This is a genomic window from Pirellulales bacterium (genome assembly GCA_019636345.1).
Taxonomy (GTDB): Bacteria; Planctomycetota; Planctomycetia; order Pirellulales; family Lacipirellulaceae.
Genome location: JAHBXQ010000003.1, coordinates 406,120 through 421,130, shown reverse-complemented (window position 1 = coordinate 421,130; position 15,011 = coordinate 406,120). Strand labels below are relative to the sequence as shown.

The 15,011-nt window shown below is 67.1% G+C and carries 12 protein-coding genes; 4 read left to right on the top strand and 8 right to left on the bottom strand.

Going from position 1 to position 15,011, the window contains the following annotated elements:
* The first annotated feature begins 126 nt into the window (after positions 1–126).
* Positions 127–1,329, top strand: coding sequence for a hypothetical protein (locus KF688_09545; protein MBX3425908.1), 1,203 nt, complete (start codon positions 127–129; stop codon positions 1,327–1,329).
* A gap of 49 nt (positions 1,330–1,378) precedes the next feature.
* Here KF688_09545 and KF688_09540 read toward each other — a convergent pair whose 3' ends face one another.
* Positions 1,379–1,669, bottom strand: a complete 291-nt coding sequence (locus KF688_09540) for a SelT/SelW/SelH family protein (GenBank protein MBX3425907.1) — start codon at positions 1,667–1,669, stop codon at positions 1,379–1,381.
* 274 nt (positions 1,670–1,943) lie between these two features.
* Here KF688_09540 and KF688_09535 point away from each other — a divergent pair, with 274 nt between their 5' ends.
* Both KF688_09535 and KF688_09530 read left to right on the top strand, forming a co-directional pair.
* Complete coding sequence (locus KF688_09535) at positions 1,944–2,840, top strand: M48 family metallopeptidase (GenBank protein ID MBX3425906.1); 897 nt, start codon at positions 1,944–1,946, stop codon at positions 2,838–2,840.
* A 130-nt stretch (positions 2,841–2,970) separates the two neighbouring features.
* The gene (locus tag KF688_09530; protein MBX3425905.1) at positions 2,971–3,552 is read left to right on the top strand and encodes a putative molybdenum carrier protein; all 582 of its coding nucleotides are present in this window, start codon (positions 2,971–2,973) and stop codon (positions 3,550–3,552) included.
* Positions 3,553–3,585: 33 nt separating this feature from the next.
* Here KF688_09530 and KF688_09525 read toward each other — a convergent pair whose 3' ends face one another.
* The 7 genes from KF688_09525 to KF688_09495 all read right to left on the bottom strand — a co-directional run bounded on the left by KF688_09525 (position 3,586) and on the right by KF688_09495 (position 13,468).
* Positions 3,586–4,671, bottom strand: a complete 1,086-nt coding sequence (locus KF688_09525) for a PA0069 family radical SAM protein (protein ID MBX3425904.1) — start codon at positions 4,669–4,671, stop codon at positions 3,586–3,588.
* Between the two features lie 214 nt (positions 4,672–4,885).
* Positions 4,886–6,349 carry a c-type cytochrome gene (locus tag KF688_09520; protein MBX3425903.1) on the bottom strand — a complete coding sequence of 488 codons (1,464 nt, stop codon included), beginning with the start codon at positions 6,347–6,349 and terminating at the stop codon, positions 4,886–4,888.
* Positions 6,350–6,617: 268 nt separating this feature from the next.
* Complete coding sequence (locus KF688_09515) at positions 6,618–7,220, bottom strand: peroxiredoxin (GenBank protein MBX3425902.1); 603 nt, start codon at positions 7,218–7,220, stop codon at positions 6,618–6,620.
* Between the two features lie 233 nt (positions 7,221–7,453).
* Complete coding sequence (gene tpx, locus KF688_09510; protein MBX3425901.1) at positions 7,454–7,972, bottom strand: thiol peroxidase; 519 nt, start codon at positions 7,970–7,972, stop codon at positions 7,454–7,456.
* 267 nt (positions 7,973–8,239) lie between these two features.
* Positions 8,240–8,812 (bottom strand): hypothetical protein, encoded by a 573-nt coding sequence (locus KF688_09505; protein ID MBX3425900.1) that lies wholly within the window; start codon positions 8,810–8,812, stop codon positions 8,240–8,242.
* 132 nt (positions 8,813–8,944) lie between these two features.
* Positions 8,945–11,212 (bottom strand): hypothetical protein, encoded by a 2,268-nt coding sequence (locus KF688_09500; GenBank protein MBX3425899.1) that lies wholly within the window; start codon positions 11,210–11,212, stop codon positions 8,945–8,947.
* 384 nt (positions 11,213–11,596) lie between these two features.
* Positions 11,597–13,468 (bottom strand): sodium:proton antiporter, encoded by a 1,872-nt coding sequence (locus KF688_09495; GenBank protein MBX3425898.1) that lies wholly within the window; start codon positions 13,466–13,468, stop codon positions 11,597–11,599.
* 358 nt (positions 13,469–13,826) lie between these two features.
* Between KF688_09495 and KF688_09490 the strand changes: the two genes are divergently transcribed.
* Positions 13,827–14,669, top strand: coding sequence for a hypothetical protein (locus KF688_09490; GenBank protein ID MBX3425897.1), 843 nt, complete (start codon positions 13,827–13,829; stop codon positions 14,667–14,669).
* Positions 14,670–15,011 lie beyond the last annotated feature (342 nt).

Below are 15,011 nucleotides of genomic sequence, written 5' to 3'. Positions count from 1 at the left end.
GACTCGCCGAGATCGGTGCACGCTCGCGATTGCCGACCGCGGCGATCGCACGTGCCCGTTCCGGACCGCGCGGCGGACCGGCTCGTCATTGTTTTCTTCTCCCTGCGCTGATGAGAGACGCTGAGCATGAATCCGCTGATGCTGTCAGTGATTGCCGTTGCGATCGTTTTCCAAGCCGTTCCGACGGCGTCGGCCGAGATCGAGTCGCCGCGCCTGGCGCTTGCTCGCGCCGCGGCTCGCCTCTGGTCGCAGCAAGGCAAGGACGGGGGGTGGCATAGCGGGCAGTACGCGGTGATGCGCAGCGGGCAGGCGCTCACGCCGTACGTGCTGCATGCGTTGCTCGCCGTCCCCGAGGAGATTGCGCCCCGACCTGCCGAGGGGGTCGATCGGGCGCTCGACTTCATTCGCCGACACGTCGACGAAGCCGGGGCGCTGGGACGGACCGATGCGGACGTGCTTGAGTACCCGGCGTACAGCACGTCGTATGCGATCCTGTGCCTGCTGGCGGTCGATGATCCTGGCGACGAGGAGTTGCTCGCGAAAATGACCCGCTGGCTCGCAGGCGCTCAGTTCGACGAAGCGGAGGAGTTCTCGCCGGCAAACTTCGCCTACGGCGGGTGGGGGTTCGACGTCGCCAAGGGGCCCGGCGATCCCGGACACATGGACTTGGCCCACACGCGACGGGCGCTGGCGGCCCTCGCGGCCGCGGCCGAGGGACCGGCGGGCGTGCGAGCGGAATTGACGTCGCGGTACTCCGCCCGGGCCGAGGTGTTTTTGGGGGTGGTCCAGCGGTACAACTCGCCCTTCTTGATGATGACGCGACCGCAGCCTGCGCTCCCCGCCGGCGAGGGGGTCTCCGCCTCTCCTTTTGACGGGGGATTCTACTTCTCGCCGACCGTGCTCGCGGCGAACAAGGGGCGCGTCGGCGACGACCCGGCGCCTCACTGGCGCAGCTACGCGACGGCCACCTGCGACGGCATCCTGGCGTTGATCGCGGCCGGCGTGGCACGCGACGACGAGCGGCTCGCCGGCGCCGAGTCGTGGCTCCGCGAGCACTCGAACCTCGACTACCCGCAGGGGATCCCGACCGACTACCCCGAGCCGTGGGGAGACGCGGTCAAGTTCTATCACTACTCGGTCCGGGCCGAGGCGTATCGCGCCCTCGACTGGCCGGAGACCGAGCGCCGGCAGCTTGCCGAGCTCGTGGCGGCGCAGCAGCGTCCCGACGGCGCCTTTCGGAACGAAGCGAGCTCGCTGATGAAAGAAGACGACCCCCTGCTCTGCACGGCCCTGGCGGTCGTGGCGCTGGCGAACTCGCTGGCGCCGTGAGGTTGTGCCGTCGCGCCCTTTCTGGGCGCTTGTGGCGTCCTTGGCGGTTCTACTGCTCCGCGATCCGGTCGCTGTGGCCGAGGTCTTTGGTCGGTGCGACGAGGTCGCGGATGCGCTTCTTGAGCTCCTTGAGCTCGGGGAAACCCGCTTCGGCGGCGCGATCCCAGACAAGGCGGTCGTCGATGCTGACGCGAAACACCCCGCCCGTGCCTGGGACGAGAGCGACCTCGCCCAGTTCTTGCGAGAAGGTGGTCAGCAGCTCCTGAGCCGTCCACCCGGCTCGCAGCAGCCAGCGGCACTGGGTGCAGAATTCGATCTCGACGCGGGGCGTGCGGGGCATGGTCGGGTCTCTCGCTGGGACAGATACGGGCGGCTCGCGGCAATGAGGGCGTTGAGGGGAACCAACTCTGCCGCCAGGCGCCCGGGGTCGAACGCCCTCGGCTCATCGAGGCGATCACGGCGCGTGCTTCGGCGAACGCGCTTTGCTATGATACGGCTCGTCGGTCGTCGCTTCTCCCCCCTTGGGATCGCATTTGGCGAGTTGCGTCATGCCCTTTCAATTCGGAACTCCTCAGCAGCAACGGGGCTACGGCCAATCGCGGCAGGCCCGGCCCATGTTCGGGCGCGGGACTCCGCGAAACGGGGCCCAGCCGAGCATGGGCAGCGCGCTCAAGGTGCGGCTGTTGATCGCCCTGGCAATCGCCGCGTTTGCCTTTCTCAGCTATTACGCCAAACCGGGCGATCTCAACGAGACGACCGGCGAGGTGCAGCGGGTCGCGATGACCGAAGAGGCCGAGGAGATCCAGCTTGGCCTGCAGGCGGCGCCCGAGATGGTCGCTCAGCACGGCGGGCCGTCGCGCGATTTCCAGGCCCAACAAACGGTGCAAACAATCGGCTGGCGGCTGCTGGACGCGCTGGAGAAGGACCTCCGCGAGGAGTCGCGCAAGCACCCGGATCAGCCGCCGCGGCGCAACCCCTATCTCAAAGCGTTCCAGTTCACGCTGCTGTCCGACCCGCGGACGGTCAATGCGTTCGCGTTGCCGGGGGGGCAAGTGTTCATGACGCAAGCCCTGTACGACCAATTGCCGACCGAAGGGTCCGTGGCCGGGGTGCTGGGGCACGAGATCGGCCACGTGCTGGCCCGCCACGGCAACCAACGGATGGCCAAGCAGGGCTTGTACCAAGGGCTGGCCGGAGCGATGGGCGTGCTGGGGGGCGACGCGAACAGCGCCCGGATGGCGCAGATGGTCTCGTCGGTCCTCAGCATGAAGTACGGCCGCGATCAGGAACTGGAGAGCGACGACTGGGGCGTGCGGCTGATGGGCTCGGCCGGATACGACCCGCGGTCGATGATCAAGGTGATGGAGGTGCTCGACCGGGCGACCGGCGGCGGGGGCGGCCCGCCGGAGTTCATGAGCACCCACCCCAAGCCCGCCAACCGGGCGGAATACATCGAGCAAGCGATCGAGAAGTACTATCCCAACGGCGTGCCGGACGGCCTGCGACCGTAGCGGCTGCGGGTTGATCGGCACGGAGGACACCGTGCAGAGCAGCCTGTGCACGTTCTCTTGAACCGCCAAGGACGCCAAGAGCGCCTCTCAGGAACCGGCTGGGAGGAACCGCCGGCGAACGCAGATCGGAATGAGTCCGTGTTCCTTGCCTTCGCGTCCGCGTGCGTCTGCGTTCATCCGGGGTTCGTCGACGCTACTTGAGATGCTTGGCGGTTCAGCCTCTCCCCCTTTGCCCATGGCGTCTCCATCAGTGCTGACGATCGTTTCGGGCGGACAGACGGGGGCGGATCGGGCGGCGCTTGATTTTGCTATTCGCACGGGACTGCCGCACGACGGCTGGTGTCCGCTGGGACGGTTGGCCGAGGACGGGCCGCTGCCGGCGCGGTACCGGCTGCGCGAGACCGAGTCGCGCCGCTACGCCGAACGGACCGAACGGAACGTCCGCGAAAGCGAGGCGACGGTCGTCTTCGCCCTGCGACGCGAGCTCTCCGGCGGAACGCGGCTCACCGCCGAGTCGGCCGAGCGCGAGGGGAAACCGCTGCTTGTTCTGACGGCTGACGAGTGCGGGCCGCTCGAGGCCGCGGTGCTGCTGCGGCAGTTTCTGTCGCGGCACGCCGTCGCCCGGCTCAACGTCGCCGGCCCGCGCGCCTCGCAGGAGCCGGCGATCGGAGCGTACGTCGACGCGGCGTTGACCGCAGCTTTGACGCCCTGACTCGGCGCTCTTGCCGGAGAAGCAACTTCGTTCTCAGAACAGCGACTGCTGTTTCCCCGTGATGCGCGGGGGGCGGAACGCGGCGGCGCTCGGCGGGGGGAGAAGCTCGTCGAGGCCGCACTTCTTGACGAAGACGCGAAAGGTCTGTGCGATTTGCTCGGCCCGCACGCCGCGGCCCCGCATGCGCTCGCCGAACTGGGCCGTGTTGAGCCGCCCCTGGCGCGCGTCGCGAACGAACGCCTCGACCTTGGCCGCTTCGTTCGGTCGGCAGCGGGCGAGCCACTCCAAAAAGATCGGCTGCACGGTCGTCGGCAGCCGCAGCAGGATGAATCCGGCCCGACGGGCCCCCGCCTCCTTCGCGGCGCGGAGGATCGCGGGGATCTCGCTGTCGTTGAGCCCGGGAATCACCGGCGCCACGAGGACCTCGGTCGGAATCCCCGCCGCAGAGAGCTCCGCAATCGCCCGCAGCCGCGCCGCGGGAGAACTCGTCCGTGGCTCGAGTTCCCGCGCGAGCGACTGATCGAGCGTCGTGACGCTCACCCCCACGCGCACCGCGTCGTGTGCGGCGAGGACCTTGAGCAGGTCGAGGTCGCGGAGCACCAGCGCGTTCTTGGTGATGATCGCCGTCGGATTGCGGCACTCGGCGAGGACTTCCAAACAACCGCGGGTGAGCTGCAGCGCGCGCTCGATCGGCTGGTAGCAGTCGGTCACCCCCGAGAAGGCGATCAACTCGGGCCGCCACCGGGGAGCGGCGAGCCGTTCGGCCAACAGCCGCGGGGCGTCGCGTTTGACGAGCACGCGCGTTTCGAAATCGAGTCCCGAGGAAAATCCCAGATACTCGTGCGTCGGCCGGGCGTAGCAGTAACTGCACCCGTGGGCGCACCCGCGGTAGGGGTTCACGCTCCAACGAAACGGAATGTCGGGCGAATCGTTCTCGCTGACGATCGACTGCGACAGATCGTCGAGGTACTGCGTCGCGGGGCGCTCGAGTTCGCCCAGGTACTCCGCGTCGTCGGCGACATGCTCAAGGTCGGGGGCCTGCTGAACCGTGAGATACGGATTGTCGGGTCGGATGGCCGCCCCTCGTCCCCGAGGCGTCGGTCCCTGGGGAGGTTGCATCCGGAACTCTCCTATCGCGACAGCTCAAAGCCGCATCCCCAGGTACCGCGGAATTCACAGATCTCGCCGATCGATACTGCCGCGACTCGATCTCGACTTGGAGATCGCATGGCAACACGCGCTAGAAATCAAGCCGAGCCGACAGGAATCGAAACGGTCCGTGTCATCCGTGGTTGTCGCATTGCTCGGTCGCAGTTGCGCCGGACGGGATTGGCTACTCCGGCAACCGTCCCCTCTCGACCTTCGGCAGCTTGCTCGTGAGGCCTTCTTTCATGAACGCCACAAGGTCGGCTTTGTCCTGGTCGGTGAGTTCGAGCTTCAGCACCTTGTCGCTCAGCCAGGGGTTGGGATGTCCTCCCTTGGCGTACCACTCGACGACTTCCTCCAAGGTCTGTTGCGAACCGTCGTGCATGTAGGGCGCCGTCAGGGCGACGTTGCGCACGGTCGGGGTCTTGAAGGCGCCCTTGTCGGCTTCGACTTCGGTAACGACGTACCGGCCGAGGTCCGGCTCGTCGGCGTCCATCCCGACGCCGAGGTTGTGGTACTTCTCGTCCGTGAAGTTGGCCCCGACGTGGCAGGCGGTGCAGCCTCCCTTGTTCGAGAAGAAAATCTCGCCGCCGCGAACCGCGCTGGCGGAAATCGGGTTCGCCTCGGCCGCAGCCTTGAGCGCCTGGTATTGGGCGAACGCCTCGGGATCGTCCTCCTCGAACTCTCCGAGATACTCGGGCTCAAGGTCCTCGGCGTACGCCTGCTCGAACGACTTGAGGGCCTGATAATGATCCCACGGCGCCGGGCCAGTGACGAGCGTGCGCTCGAACGACGCGATCGCCTGGGCCACGCCGTCGAGCGTGAGCCCGATCCCGGGGAACGCCGCGTCGAACTGCGCCACATAGCCGGGAATTTCCCTGAGCTGCGCGACGCAGGCCTCGTGCTCGTGGCCCATCTCGATCGGGTTGGCGATCGGGCCGACGGCCTGCTCTTCCACCGACGAGGCCCGACCGTCCCAGAACTGGGGTCCGCTGAGGATGCGGTTGTACGCCACGGGGGAATTGCGATTGCCGGTCTGCCCGGCGATGCCGACGCCGAATTGCGTGTCCTTGGCGTATCCGAACTCAGGGTCGTGGCACGAGGCGCAACTGATCGTGCCGTCCTTGGAGAGGCGGGGATCGAAGAACAACTGTCGGCCGAGTTCGATCTTCGCCCGGGTCAGCGGGTTCTCGTCGAGCCCTTGGATCTCGCCGGCGCCGGCGTCGAGCCCCAGCGGCAACTGCGGCTTGAGCACGACGTGATTCTTGGCGTCCGAGACCCACGCCCTGATCTCGTCGAGCGTGAGATCCCCCTCGCCGGGAACACCTGCGGTCAAGTCGTCCTCGCCCAACAGGACCGTCTCCTCGGCCGGCTTCCCGACCGGAGCGATCGGGGCTTCGGCGACGACGTCTTGCGTCGCGGGACTCGCCGGGGCAGTCTCTTCAGCAGCGCCGGCCGCCTGGACTGTGTCGGCGACCTTATCTGAGGCGGACTCTTGGTCGACCGCTTCCGTGGCGGACTTGCTGGCCGCCTTCTCTTTGGCCGGCTCTTCGACCACGGCCTTCTCGGCCGGCGCGTCGAGGGCGCCGGGCGGGGGAACGTCGCCCCCCTGCAACAAAAAGTGATTCGCCAAAAGCGCAATCGCGATCATCGTCGCGACAATGACAATCAATCGAGCCATGACCAAACTTCTTTCACGCCAGGGAAATCTCGTGCTTTGTCAGATCGAGTCGAATCGGCTGCGTCAAAGCACACGGAAGTCAACAACGTCTCGCTGCGTCGATTCGTTCACAACCGCCCCGACCGAGAGTCGTTCACGAGCCCGTTGCGGAGCGTCGTGCGGGCCCAATATCGAAACCGAGGCGGCGCAGGTCATCCTGCGCCGCCCGGAAAATCGATCGCCCGCAGCTGCGCAGTCGTCAACCTGCAGTCTGCAGGTGGGCCTTCTCGAAATACTCGCGGCTCTCCCGCGGGTTCGGCTTGATCGTCAGCGAACCTTTCTTCCAGTTTGCGGGGCAGACCTCGCCGTTGGCCTCGAAGTACTGCAGGGCGTCGACCATCCGCAAGGTTTCCTCGACGCTGCGGCCCAGCGGCAGGTCGTTGACGACCTGATGCCGAACGACGCCGGTCTTGTCGATGAGGAACAACCCCCGCAAGGCGATCCCGCCGGGGAGCAGCACGCCGTAGTTCTCGGCGATCTGCTTGTTGAGATCGGCGAGCATCGGGTACTGGATGTTCCCCAGGCCCCCCTGCTCGCGCGGCCGTTCACGCCACGCTAGGTGCGTGAAGTGGCTGTCTATCGAGCAGGACAAGAGCTGCACGCCGCGCGACTCGAAGTCCTTCGCCGCGTCCGAAAACGCGATGATCTCGGTCGGGCAAACGAAGGTGAAGTCGAGCGGATAGAAAAACAGCACGACGTACTTGCCCTGGTAGTCCTCCAAGCTGACCTGCTTGAACGAGCCGTCGGGCATGACGGCCTGAGCTTGGAACGACGGGGCCGGCTTTTGCACAAGACTGGACATGGCGGGGTTCCTGGGGTGGGGTTCTGGCAAGAATCGAGAGCAAGGCGGGATTTCAGGCGGGATTCAGCGGCAAATCCAAACGGTCGCGAATCGTTCGCGCGACGAGGCGAAAGACCGTAAGCTGACGGCTGTAAGCCACACAGCATTGCTTCTGGCGGACATCCTCCGACTTCGTGCTTACGGGCTTTCATACGACAACCCATGGCTTGTCGGATCTTCAGTCGACCTAGCTCCTACAGCAGGGCGTTCACCGCGGCCAGCGCGGCATCGTAGTTCGGTTCGCTCGTGACTTCAGGGACGTACTCGGCATACGTCAGCTTGCCGTCGGCGTCGAGGACGAAGATGGCGCGGGTCAAGATCTTCAACTCCTCGATCAGCGTGCCGTAGTTCTGACCGAAGTTGCGATCCTGGTAATCGCTCGCGGGGCGAATGTTGGTGATGTTCTCGGCGCCGCAAAAACGGTTCATCGCGAACGGCAGATCGAGGCTGACGGTGAGCGCGTTGATCTTGTCGCCCAGCGAACCGAGCGATTCGTTGAACTTCTTGGTCTGCATTGCGCAGACGCCCGTGTCGAGCGACGGGACGACCGACAGCAGCGTCGGCTTGCCCTTGCAGTCGGCCAGGGTGATCGCCTTCATCCCCCCCTCGAAGTAGTGAAGCTTGAAGTCAGGCGCCGCTTGTCCGGCGGAGACGGCTTGGCCGGCGAGCGTCATGGGGTTGCCTTTGAACGTGATCGCTCCGGAGCGCGACATGGCGAGGGTTCCTTACGGATGTGTGGCAAGAAGGCAGGCGACGCGGGGCGCGAGCCCGGCGGTCCTGCGGGGTTGGCAAGACCTTCAGTATCGGCTTTTGCCGAGCCCCGGCAAGGGTCGCCGCCGGGGGGGTGGTGATACCAATGCCCTTGGAAGGGTGGCTGAGGTCGCAGCGCAGCGGAGCCCCCAGGATCCCCTGGGGGCTCACTTCGTTCGACCCCAGCCACCCCTCAATTTGGCAAAGGCATCACGATCCGCCGGGGGCGGTCAGCCGATCGCCGAGCGGTAGCAGAAGTCCCAGAGCGACTCCCACTCGGCCTGCTGAACCCGGCGGCAGAAGGGGGCCAAATCCCCCCGGTCACGCAGGGCCGCCTGGCAGGCGTCGACCAGCGCATACGGGTCCCACCGCCCCCCGGGAGCCAGCCGTTCGGCCCAAGAGCGCTGGGGGGCGGTTGCGGCGAGCGACGCAGCGGCGGCCGGCAGCGATTCGTACGCCGGGTGGTCGCCGACCCGCCGGAACCAGTATTTCGAGTTGCCGAAATCCCCCTCGCGACGGTGCATGATCCCGTGCCAGAAGCTGCCCGAGGGGGTGTCGATCCCCTGGCTCACGGCGTGCGACTCGTCGATACAGTCATGCAGCAGCCAGAGCCCGGCCAAGCACGCCCGGGCGGCCGTCTCATCGCGGATTCGCTCCGGGGCGAACGCTTCAGCGAGCGACAACTGACCCAAAGCGGTCGGAACGTCGCGATCGGGAGCGCCGCCATCGAGTGCGCGGCAGCGATCGATCGCCAGGAGCGGCGACATCGCCGCACCGTAGGCTTGCGGGTCGAAGGAGGACACGGCTCGTCTTGCTCGGGGCTCGGCGTGGCAGAGGACCAGCCAACAGCCTAACGCAAGAATCGCGGCGCGCAAAGAAACGGCCGGCTTGCGCCGGCCGCTGGGTCGAGTCGATTGTCGTCGCCGTAGAGGCGATTAGCGGCGCTGCACGCCATCGTTGGTGCGGCGCGCGGCCGTTTGCTGCGGCATGCGTCGATTGTTGCCGGCAGCCGCTTGGCGCTGCGTGCCGTTGGGCTGCGACTGCTTGGCGTTCGGCAAGGGCACGAGGTCGACTTTCGGCTGGTGAACAGCCACAAGCGGCTTCTTGCCTAGCACTTGGCCCATCGCCGCGAGGTTGCTCTCGGGCACCTTGAGCGACTCGGCGTCGAGCAGCCCCTCGGCGACTCCTTGCTGAATCAGTTCCAATCCGGCTTGGGTCAGCTCGTACGCCCGCTCGCGCTCGTCCTGGTTCCAGAACGAAACGCCCATGCTCACCAGCGCGTCGCCGTGCTGGCCAGGGGCGGCCTCGGGAGTCACAGGAGTCGGGGTCAGCAGGGGCTCGAGCGCTCGGTCGTACCATTCGCATGCGTCGGCGTGATTGTCGAGATGGACCGCATGCACCGCGCCGATCTGGAAGAACAGCCGCCCGACGATGAACCCCGTGTCAGGCAACTGCTCGCGTTGGACGGCCAGGGTGGCCAACAACTGCTCGGCTTGAGAGCCGTACTCGAGGGCCGCCTCGGCCATGCCGCGACGGTGCTGGATCTCGACCGCCGACGAGTAGGCCAGCGCAAGCTGCCAGTCGATCTCGGCGATTCCCAGGTCGTCGTCGCACTTCTCTTTGACCGCTTCGGCGGCTTGCTCGGCTTCGGCAATCCACAGTTTGGGATCGATCGGCGGATTGAGCTTGGCCCCGGCCCGCAGCGCGGCGACCGCCACCTGCAGGCGCAGCCCCTCGTCCCCTTGCCCGTCGGCGATCATCTGCTCGGCGATCGCCGAAGCGCGAGCGATCCACTGGGCGATCGTTTCGTCTTTGTCCTGCCACTGACCGGCGGCCAAGCGCTCGGCAGTCGCTAAGTGGGCGTCGACCAGCAAAGCGTTTGCGGCCCGGCAGGTCGGCGGGTCGCCGGCATTGGCCAACTGGTCGGCCAGTTCGATGGCCTTGGCGTGCAGCGGCACCGCTCGCTGTTGCACGTCGCGCGATCCAAGGGCCGCCAGCCGACCCATCAGATTGAGCGCTTCGGCGCGAACGAGCTTCGTCGTCTGCGGGCTCTCGAGCACCTTGCGGGTCTGGTCGACCGCCGCGTCGTACTGGGCGAGATCCTTGAGGCATGTCGCCCATTGCAGTCGGTAGACGTCGCTCGTCTCGTCAAGTTCGACCGCGGCGGCGGCCAAGGACTCGGCTTCGACCGCGGCTCCGGCGGCGCGCTGGCACTGTGACAGCAGGTACCGGGTCCGGGCGCTGGCGCCGTCGAGCTCGAGCGCCTGCTGCAAATCGGCCATCTTGGCCGCGTGGTCGCGCGGACCGGCGTTCTCGGCCCGACGCACGAACGGAGCGGCGGTGATCCCCGCAAGTTCGATTTCGTAAACCAACGTTTCGCCGTCGCCTGCGCCGGCCAGCGCGTCGGAAGCGACCGCCAGCATCCCCTGCGGTTGATGCAGCAGCGTAACGCCCCGTTCGGGGAACGCGGTGCTGATCGCCGCCCCGTCGTCGGTGACGGCCACGGCGGGCGCCAGTTCGCTGAGACCCAGTTTGGCGGCCAGGGCCGGGGCGTCGACAGGCTCGGGCAACGACACGCGAATCGTGGTCACCACGCCCGCGACGACCTGAACGTCGATGCGGGGAAAGTTTTCGAAGTGGTACGTCAGCCGCCCGCGCTCTTGGAGCGCGGGTTCGCCCCACTCGACGACGAGCTCTTCGCGGGTCGAGACGCCGGGGGTCACGCCGTTGAAGCTCGCGGGGCGGACTTCCGCAGAATCGACCGGCAACGCTTCGGCGGCCAAAGTCTCGGCGCCGGCGGTCGTTTGATCGAAGTCGGCCGCGTCGGGCTCGCAGGCGTCGACGTAATCGCCGGACTCGAGCACGCCGGCAGCACCGGCGCCGGTCGAGGAAGACTTCGCAAACTGCGGGTTGCGAGCGAGCTCCGGCTCGGCGCCGGTGCTGCGGTTGATCGGTTCCAGCGGGCATTCGTCCGCTTGGTCCGTGACGATCGCCAGTTCAGGATCGCCCGGAGCGAGTTGCCCCGTCGAGATGACGATCGACTTCTCGCGACGCCCCGGGGACGCGGCGGTCGACGTCGACTGTGCCGACGCGTTCGTCGGCGGAGCAAAGGCGGCCAACAACGACACGCCCCCCAGCAGAGCAGCCGAGAGCGGCCGACCGGCGCGCCGCGTCGGCGCCCCGGCGAAATGATCCCCCCTCATGACAGATTCCCCCCCTGCCGAGGCCGTGCGCCCTCAGCCGCTGGCGCCAGTCGCGGCGCCGATCGTGTGAATCGTCTCGCGGAGGCCGCGGCGTCTCTCCCATGAGACGCACCGCGCCAATCGCCTCGGCGGACGACGAATAGGCTTTATCCAAAACTCGTTATCGACCGAGAGAGGCGAAGGCTTTTGAGAAACTTTGCGGGATGTCCGGAATGCACGGCCGGACGCCCCCCGGACGACGACGGCGACGTTCCCCGCCGGTCGGGGGGAATCGAATCGCCGCCAGCAGCTATCGCCGACGACGACGTCGGCACAAAGCGGCCCTGAGACGACGGGCCCGCTCAGCGGCGAACCGAGTCCGATGCTTGCCTCAGTCGCCCGACATCACGCCGAGGGCGAACCGGCGTTGCGTTGCGAGTCCTCGGCCGGAGGCGGCTCCACTCCTTCGCCGACGAGCGCGATGAGCTTCTGGCCGCTCTTGGGATGCTGTTGGGTTTCAGACGTGGCGATGATCAGCTTGCCGGTTTCGTCGACGCGGAACAGAACGAGCGCCGCGTCGCCGTAGCGGGCGAGAAAGTCGTCGTAAGTGAAGTCGTCGCTGATCGTGGTCTTTTTCAGCTTGGCGCCTCCTGCGATTCGCTCCTCAAGCTGTTGCAGCGTGATTGGGCGATTAAACAGCGTCCGACCGCGACGATACGCGGCGACGCGGTCGGTCCGTTCGCTCGACGCTTCTTGAGCGGCGAGTTGGTAGACCCCGGCCCGGCCGAACCGCTCCGCGAACCCCATGACGGAGAGGGTGTTCACCTCGTCGTTGGGAGTCATCGCCAGCAGACGCCCGATCCCCCCCAGATCGATCTGATCATGGACGTACTCGCTGCCGATGCTGGCGTAGAGAACGGGCAGACCCGCCATGCGAGCCGCGGCGTTGTTGCGCGGGTTGGTGTCGACCAGGAGCACCGAGTAGCCCTCGTCCTGCACGGCCTTGGCGATAAGCCGCGAGGCCCGCGAGGCCCCGGCGAAGAGGATCCCCTGCGGATTCTCGCCGGAGAGTCCCAGCCAGCGCGACACGGGCGCCAGCGACAAGCCGTACACGGTGACCGTCCCGATGATGACGAGAAACACGACCAATTCGAACCGGTCGGCGTCGGCCGCCAGGTCCTGAGCCCCGGGGACGTCCGCCAATTTGCGTTTGATCTCAAGCGCCAACAGCGACGCGACCGCGGCGGCCACGATGCCGCGCGGGTGAATCCAGGCCAGGAACGCCCGCTCCCGCCACGACAGGGTCGAACCGATCGTCGACGCGAACACGGCCGCGGGACGGATCGCGAAGATCATCACCGCGACCATCGCCACGCTGCCCCAACCGATCCTGCGAAACGCGTCGGCGTCGAGCCGCAGTCGCGAGGCCAGCGTGATGAACAGCATTGAAATCAACAGGACGCTGAGATTCTCTTTGAACTCGACGATGTGCCGCACGGAAACGACTCGCTGATTGGCGAGGTAAATGCCCAGAAGCGTAACGGTCACGAGCCCCGATTCGGACTTGAGCTGATTCGACAAGGCAAACAACAGCAGCACGTACGCCAGGATGAGCGGGTTCTGCAAGTGGTCGGGAAGCAGGTAACGACGCAACACCCCTTGCAAAAGTCGACCTCCCCCCAGCCCGAGCGCAACGCCCAGCGCGAGCGACATTGTGAACTGCTTGACGCTCTCGCCGGCGATGCCGTACTCCCCCTGGCCGTGGAGGAGAAGTTCGAAGACCAACGCCGCCAGCACGGCGCCGATGGGGTCGTTGACGATCCCCTCCCAGCGGGCAAGCGACCCGACTCGTCGCACCGGCTGCACATGGCGCAACAGCGGCAACACGACCGTCGGCCCGCTGACGGTCAACAGCGCGCCGAGAAGCAGCGCCGATTCGGTCGAAAACCCGGCGAGCCACTTGGCCGCGGCGGCGGTTCCCAGCCATGTGACGACGAGGCCGACCGTCACCAATCGGATGACGACGCCGCGAATGCCGTGAATCTCGCGGAAGGTGAGAGAGAGCCCCCCTTCGAACAGGATGATGGCGACCGACAACGACACGACGGCGAAGAACAGGTCGTCGTTCATCCCCAGTTCGCTGGCTGGCAGCACCCGCCCCAGGGCAAGCCCGAAGCCCAACAGCAGCACGATCGCCGGCACGCGCAGCCGCCACGCAGCCCATTGGGCGCCGACGCCCAGGGCGAGGATTCCGGCGATTTGAAGCGAGGTGTTCATAACGCGAGCGCAGCCCGTACCGACCAAACCGCCAAAACAGGCGTATTCTAGACGACTTCCCCCGCCGACGAAGCGCGATTCAGTTCCGCCTCACAGGCGGTTGAAACCGGGGGCCTGGGTCGCGGATAAATGCCAAGAACCCTCCCGATCGTCGCATTCCGCGGGCGTGCCTGTCCCCTTGGTCAACAACGTGCAATCCGTCCGCATCCCGTGCAGACAGTCCCGTTTCTTGCGGACATTGCCAGCCGCCGGCATCGGCGAATCCCGACATCGAAACTTTTTCGTGTTGCCGGCGTTGAATTTCCATAGAGGGCCCGACCCGATCCTTTTCTTTCCTTCAGGGAAAACGGAGGCAGAGATGCGACGAATTTTGTACTCACTGACGATGGCGTGTGCGGCCGGGGCGTTGGCGGGCGGATCCGCCTGGGCTCAGGGGGCTGCCGAGACGACTCCGCCGAGCGACGGGGCGCCCGCCGCCCGCGGCGATCGCGCCGCATGGCGCGCCCAGATGCTCGAGCGGTTTGACGAAGACGGCGACGGCCAACTGAGCGACGAGGAGCGAGCGAAAGCCCGCGAGTTTCGTCGCAGCCAGCAAGGCGAACGTCCCGCCGGACCCGGCGCCCGCGGCGGGCAAGGGCGCGGCCCAGGTCGCGGTCCTGGCGCGGGTCGCGGCGAACAAGCCGGACCTCCCCCGGGCGATCAATTCGGTCCGCCCCCGGGTCGGGGTCCGCGGCCGGAAGGCCCCCCGCAAGGCGGGCCGCTCCGGGATCCCATGGTGATGTTCGACGAGTTCGACGCGGACAAGGACAACAAGCTGTCGCGCGAGGAATTCGGCCGACTCACGGAACGACTGCGGCAGATTCGCGAGCGGATGATGGAGATGGGTCGTCGCGGCGGTCCCGGGGAGGAATTCGGCCCGCCCCCCGGGCCCCGCGGCCCCGGTCGCGGTCCTGGTCCCGGCCCGGGCGTCGGTCGCGGGTTTGGGCCGGATGACGACCGGCCCGCCTATGGTCGCGGAGGTCCCGGCGCTCGCGGGCCGGAAGGTCGCGGACCGGGAGGCCCTGGCGACGGTCGCGGTCGCGGAGGCTTCGGACGCGGCCCGCGGCCCGATCGGCCCCAACGCCCGCCGGTCGAGGACGCCTCCCCCTCGGATCAGACGCCGGCCGAATCCGCAACTCCGGCTGACGACAAGGAGACCTGATCGGCTCGTAGCGATCGACGTCTCCGAGAGTTGATCTCGCGCGCCCCGGTTCGCTCGGCCCTTGGCCGGCGGATCGGGGCGTTTTTTTTGGCGGGCTGCGGTGCTCGACGGCGCCGTCTCGGTCTAACTGCTGCAAAGTGCAAGATCGGCGCAACCCGACCGGCACGCCATCCTGCTGACGCCGCGGGAGGCGGGACGGAGGGTCGGACGGAGCGAGCCTCCCGATGCCATCCGGGGGCTTCGCTGCGCTCCGACCTCAGGCGCCCTTCCTGAAAGCGCAATGGGCATCGCGGCGAGCCCGGGGCGAAATTTGCTGCAGGCCGGGGGGGCATTTATACTGAA

Bases quoted from the DNA above. Each gene is read 5' to 3' on its own strand.
- KF688_09545 (MBX3425908.1), top strand. From the start codon at position 127: ATGAATCCGCTGATGCTGTCAGTGATTGCCGTTGCGATCGTTTTCCAA.
- KF688_09540 (MBX3425907.1), bottom strand. From the start codon at position 1,669: ATGCCCCGCACGCCCCGCGTCGAGATCGAATTCTGCACCCAGTGCCGC.
- KF688_09535 (MBX3425906.1), top strand. From the start codon at position 1,944: ATGTTCGGGCGCGGGACTCCGCGAAACGGGGCCCAGCCGAGCATGGGC.
- KF688_09530 (MBX3425905.1), top strand. From the start codon at position 2,971: ATGAGTCCGTGTTCCTTGCCTTCGCGTCCGCGTGCGTCTGCGTTCATC.
- KF688_09525 (MBX3425904.1), bottom strand. From the start codon at position 4,671: ATGCAACCTCCCCAGGGACCGACGCCTCGGGGACGAGGGGCGGCCATC.
- KF688_09520 (MBX3425903.1), bottom strand. From the start codon at position 6,349: ATGATCGCGATTGCGCTTTTGGCGAATCACTTTTTGTTGCAGGGGGGC.
- KF688_09515 (MBX3425902.1), bottom strand. From the start codon at position 7,220: ATGTCCAGTCTTGTGCAAAAGCCGGCCCCGTCGTTCCAAGCTCAGGCC.
- tpx (MBX3425901.1), bottom strand. From the start codon at position 7,972: ATGTCGCGCTCCGGAGCGATCACGTTCAAAGGCAACCCCATGACGCTC.
- KF688_09500 (MBX3425899.1), bottom strand. From the start codon at position 11,212: ATGAGGGGGGATCATTTCGCCGGGGCGCCGACGCGGCGCGCCGGTCGG.
- KF688_09495 (MBX3425898.1), bottom strand. From the start codon at position 13,468: ATGAACACCTCGCTTCAAATCGCCGGAATCCTCGCCCTGGGCGTCGGC.
- KF688_09490 (MBX3425897.1), top strand. From the start codon at position 13,827: ATGCGACGAATTTTGTACTCACTGACGATGGCGTGTGCGGCCGGGGCG.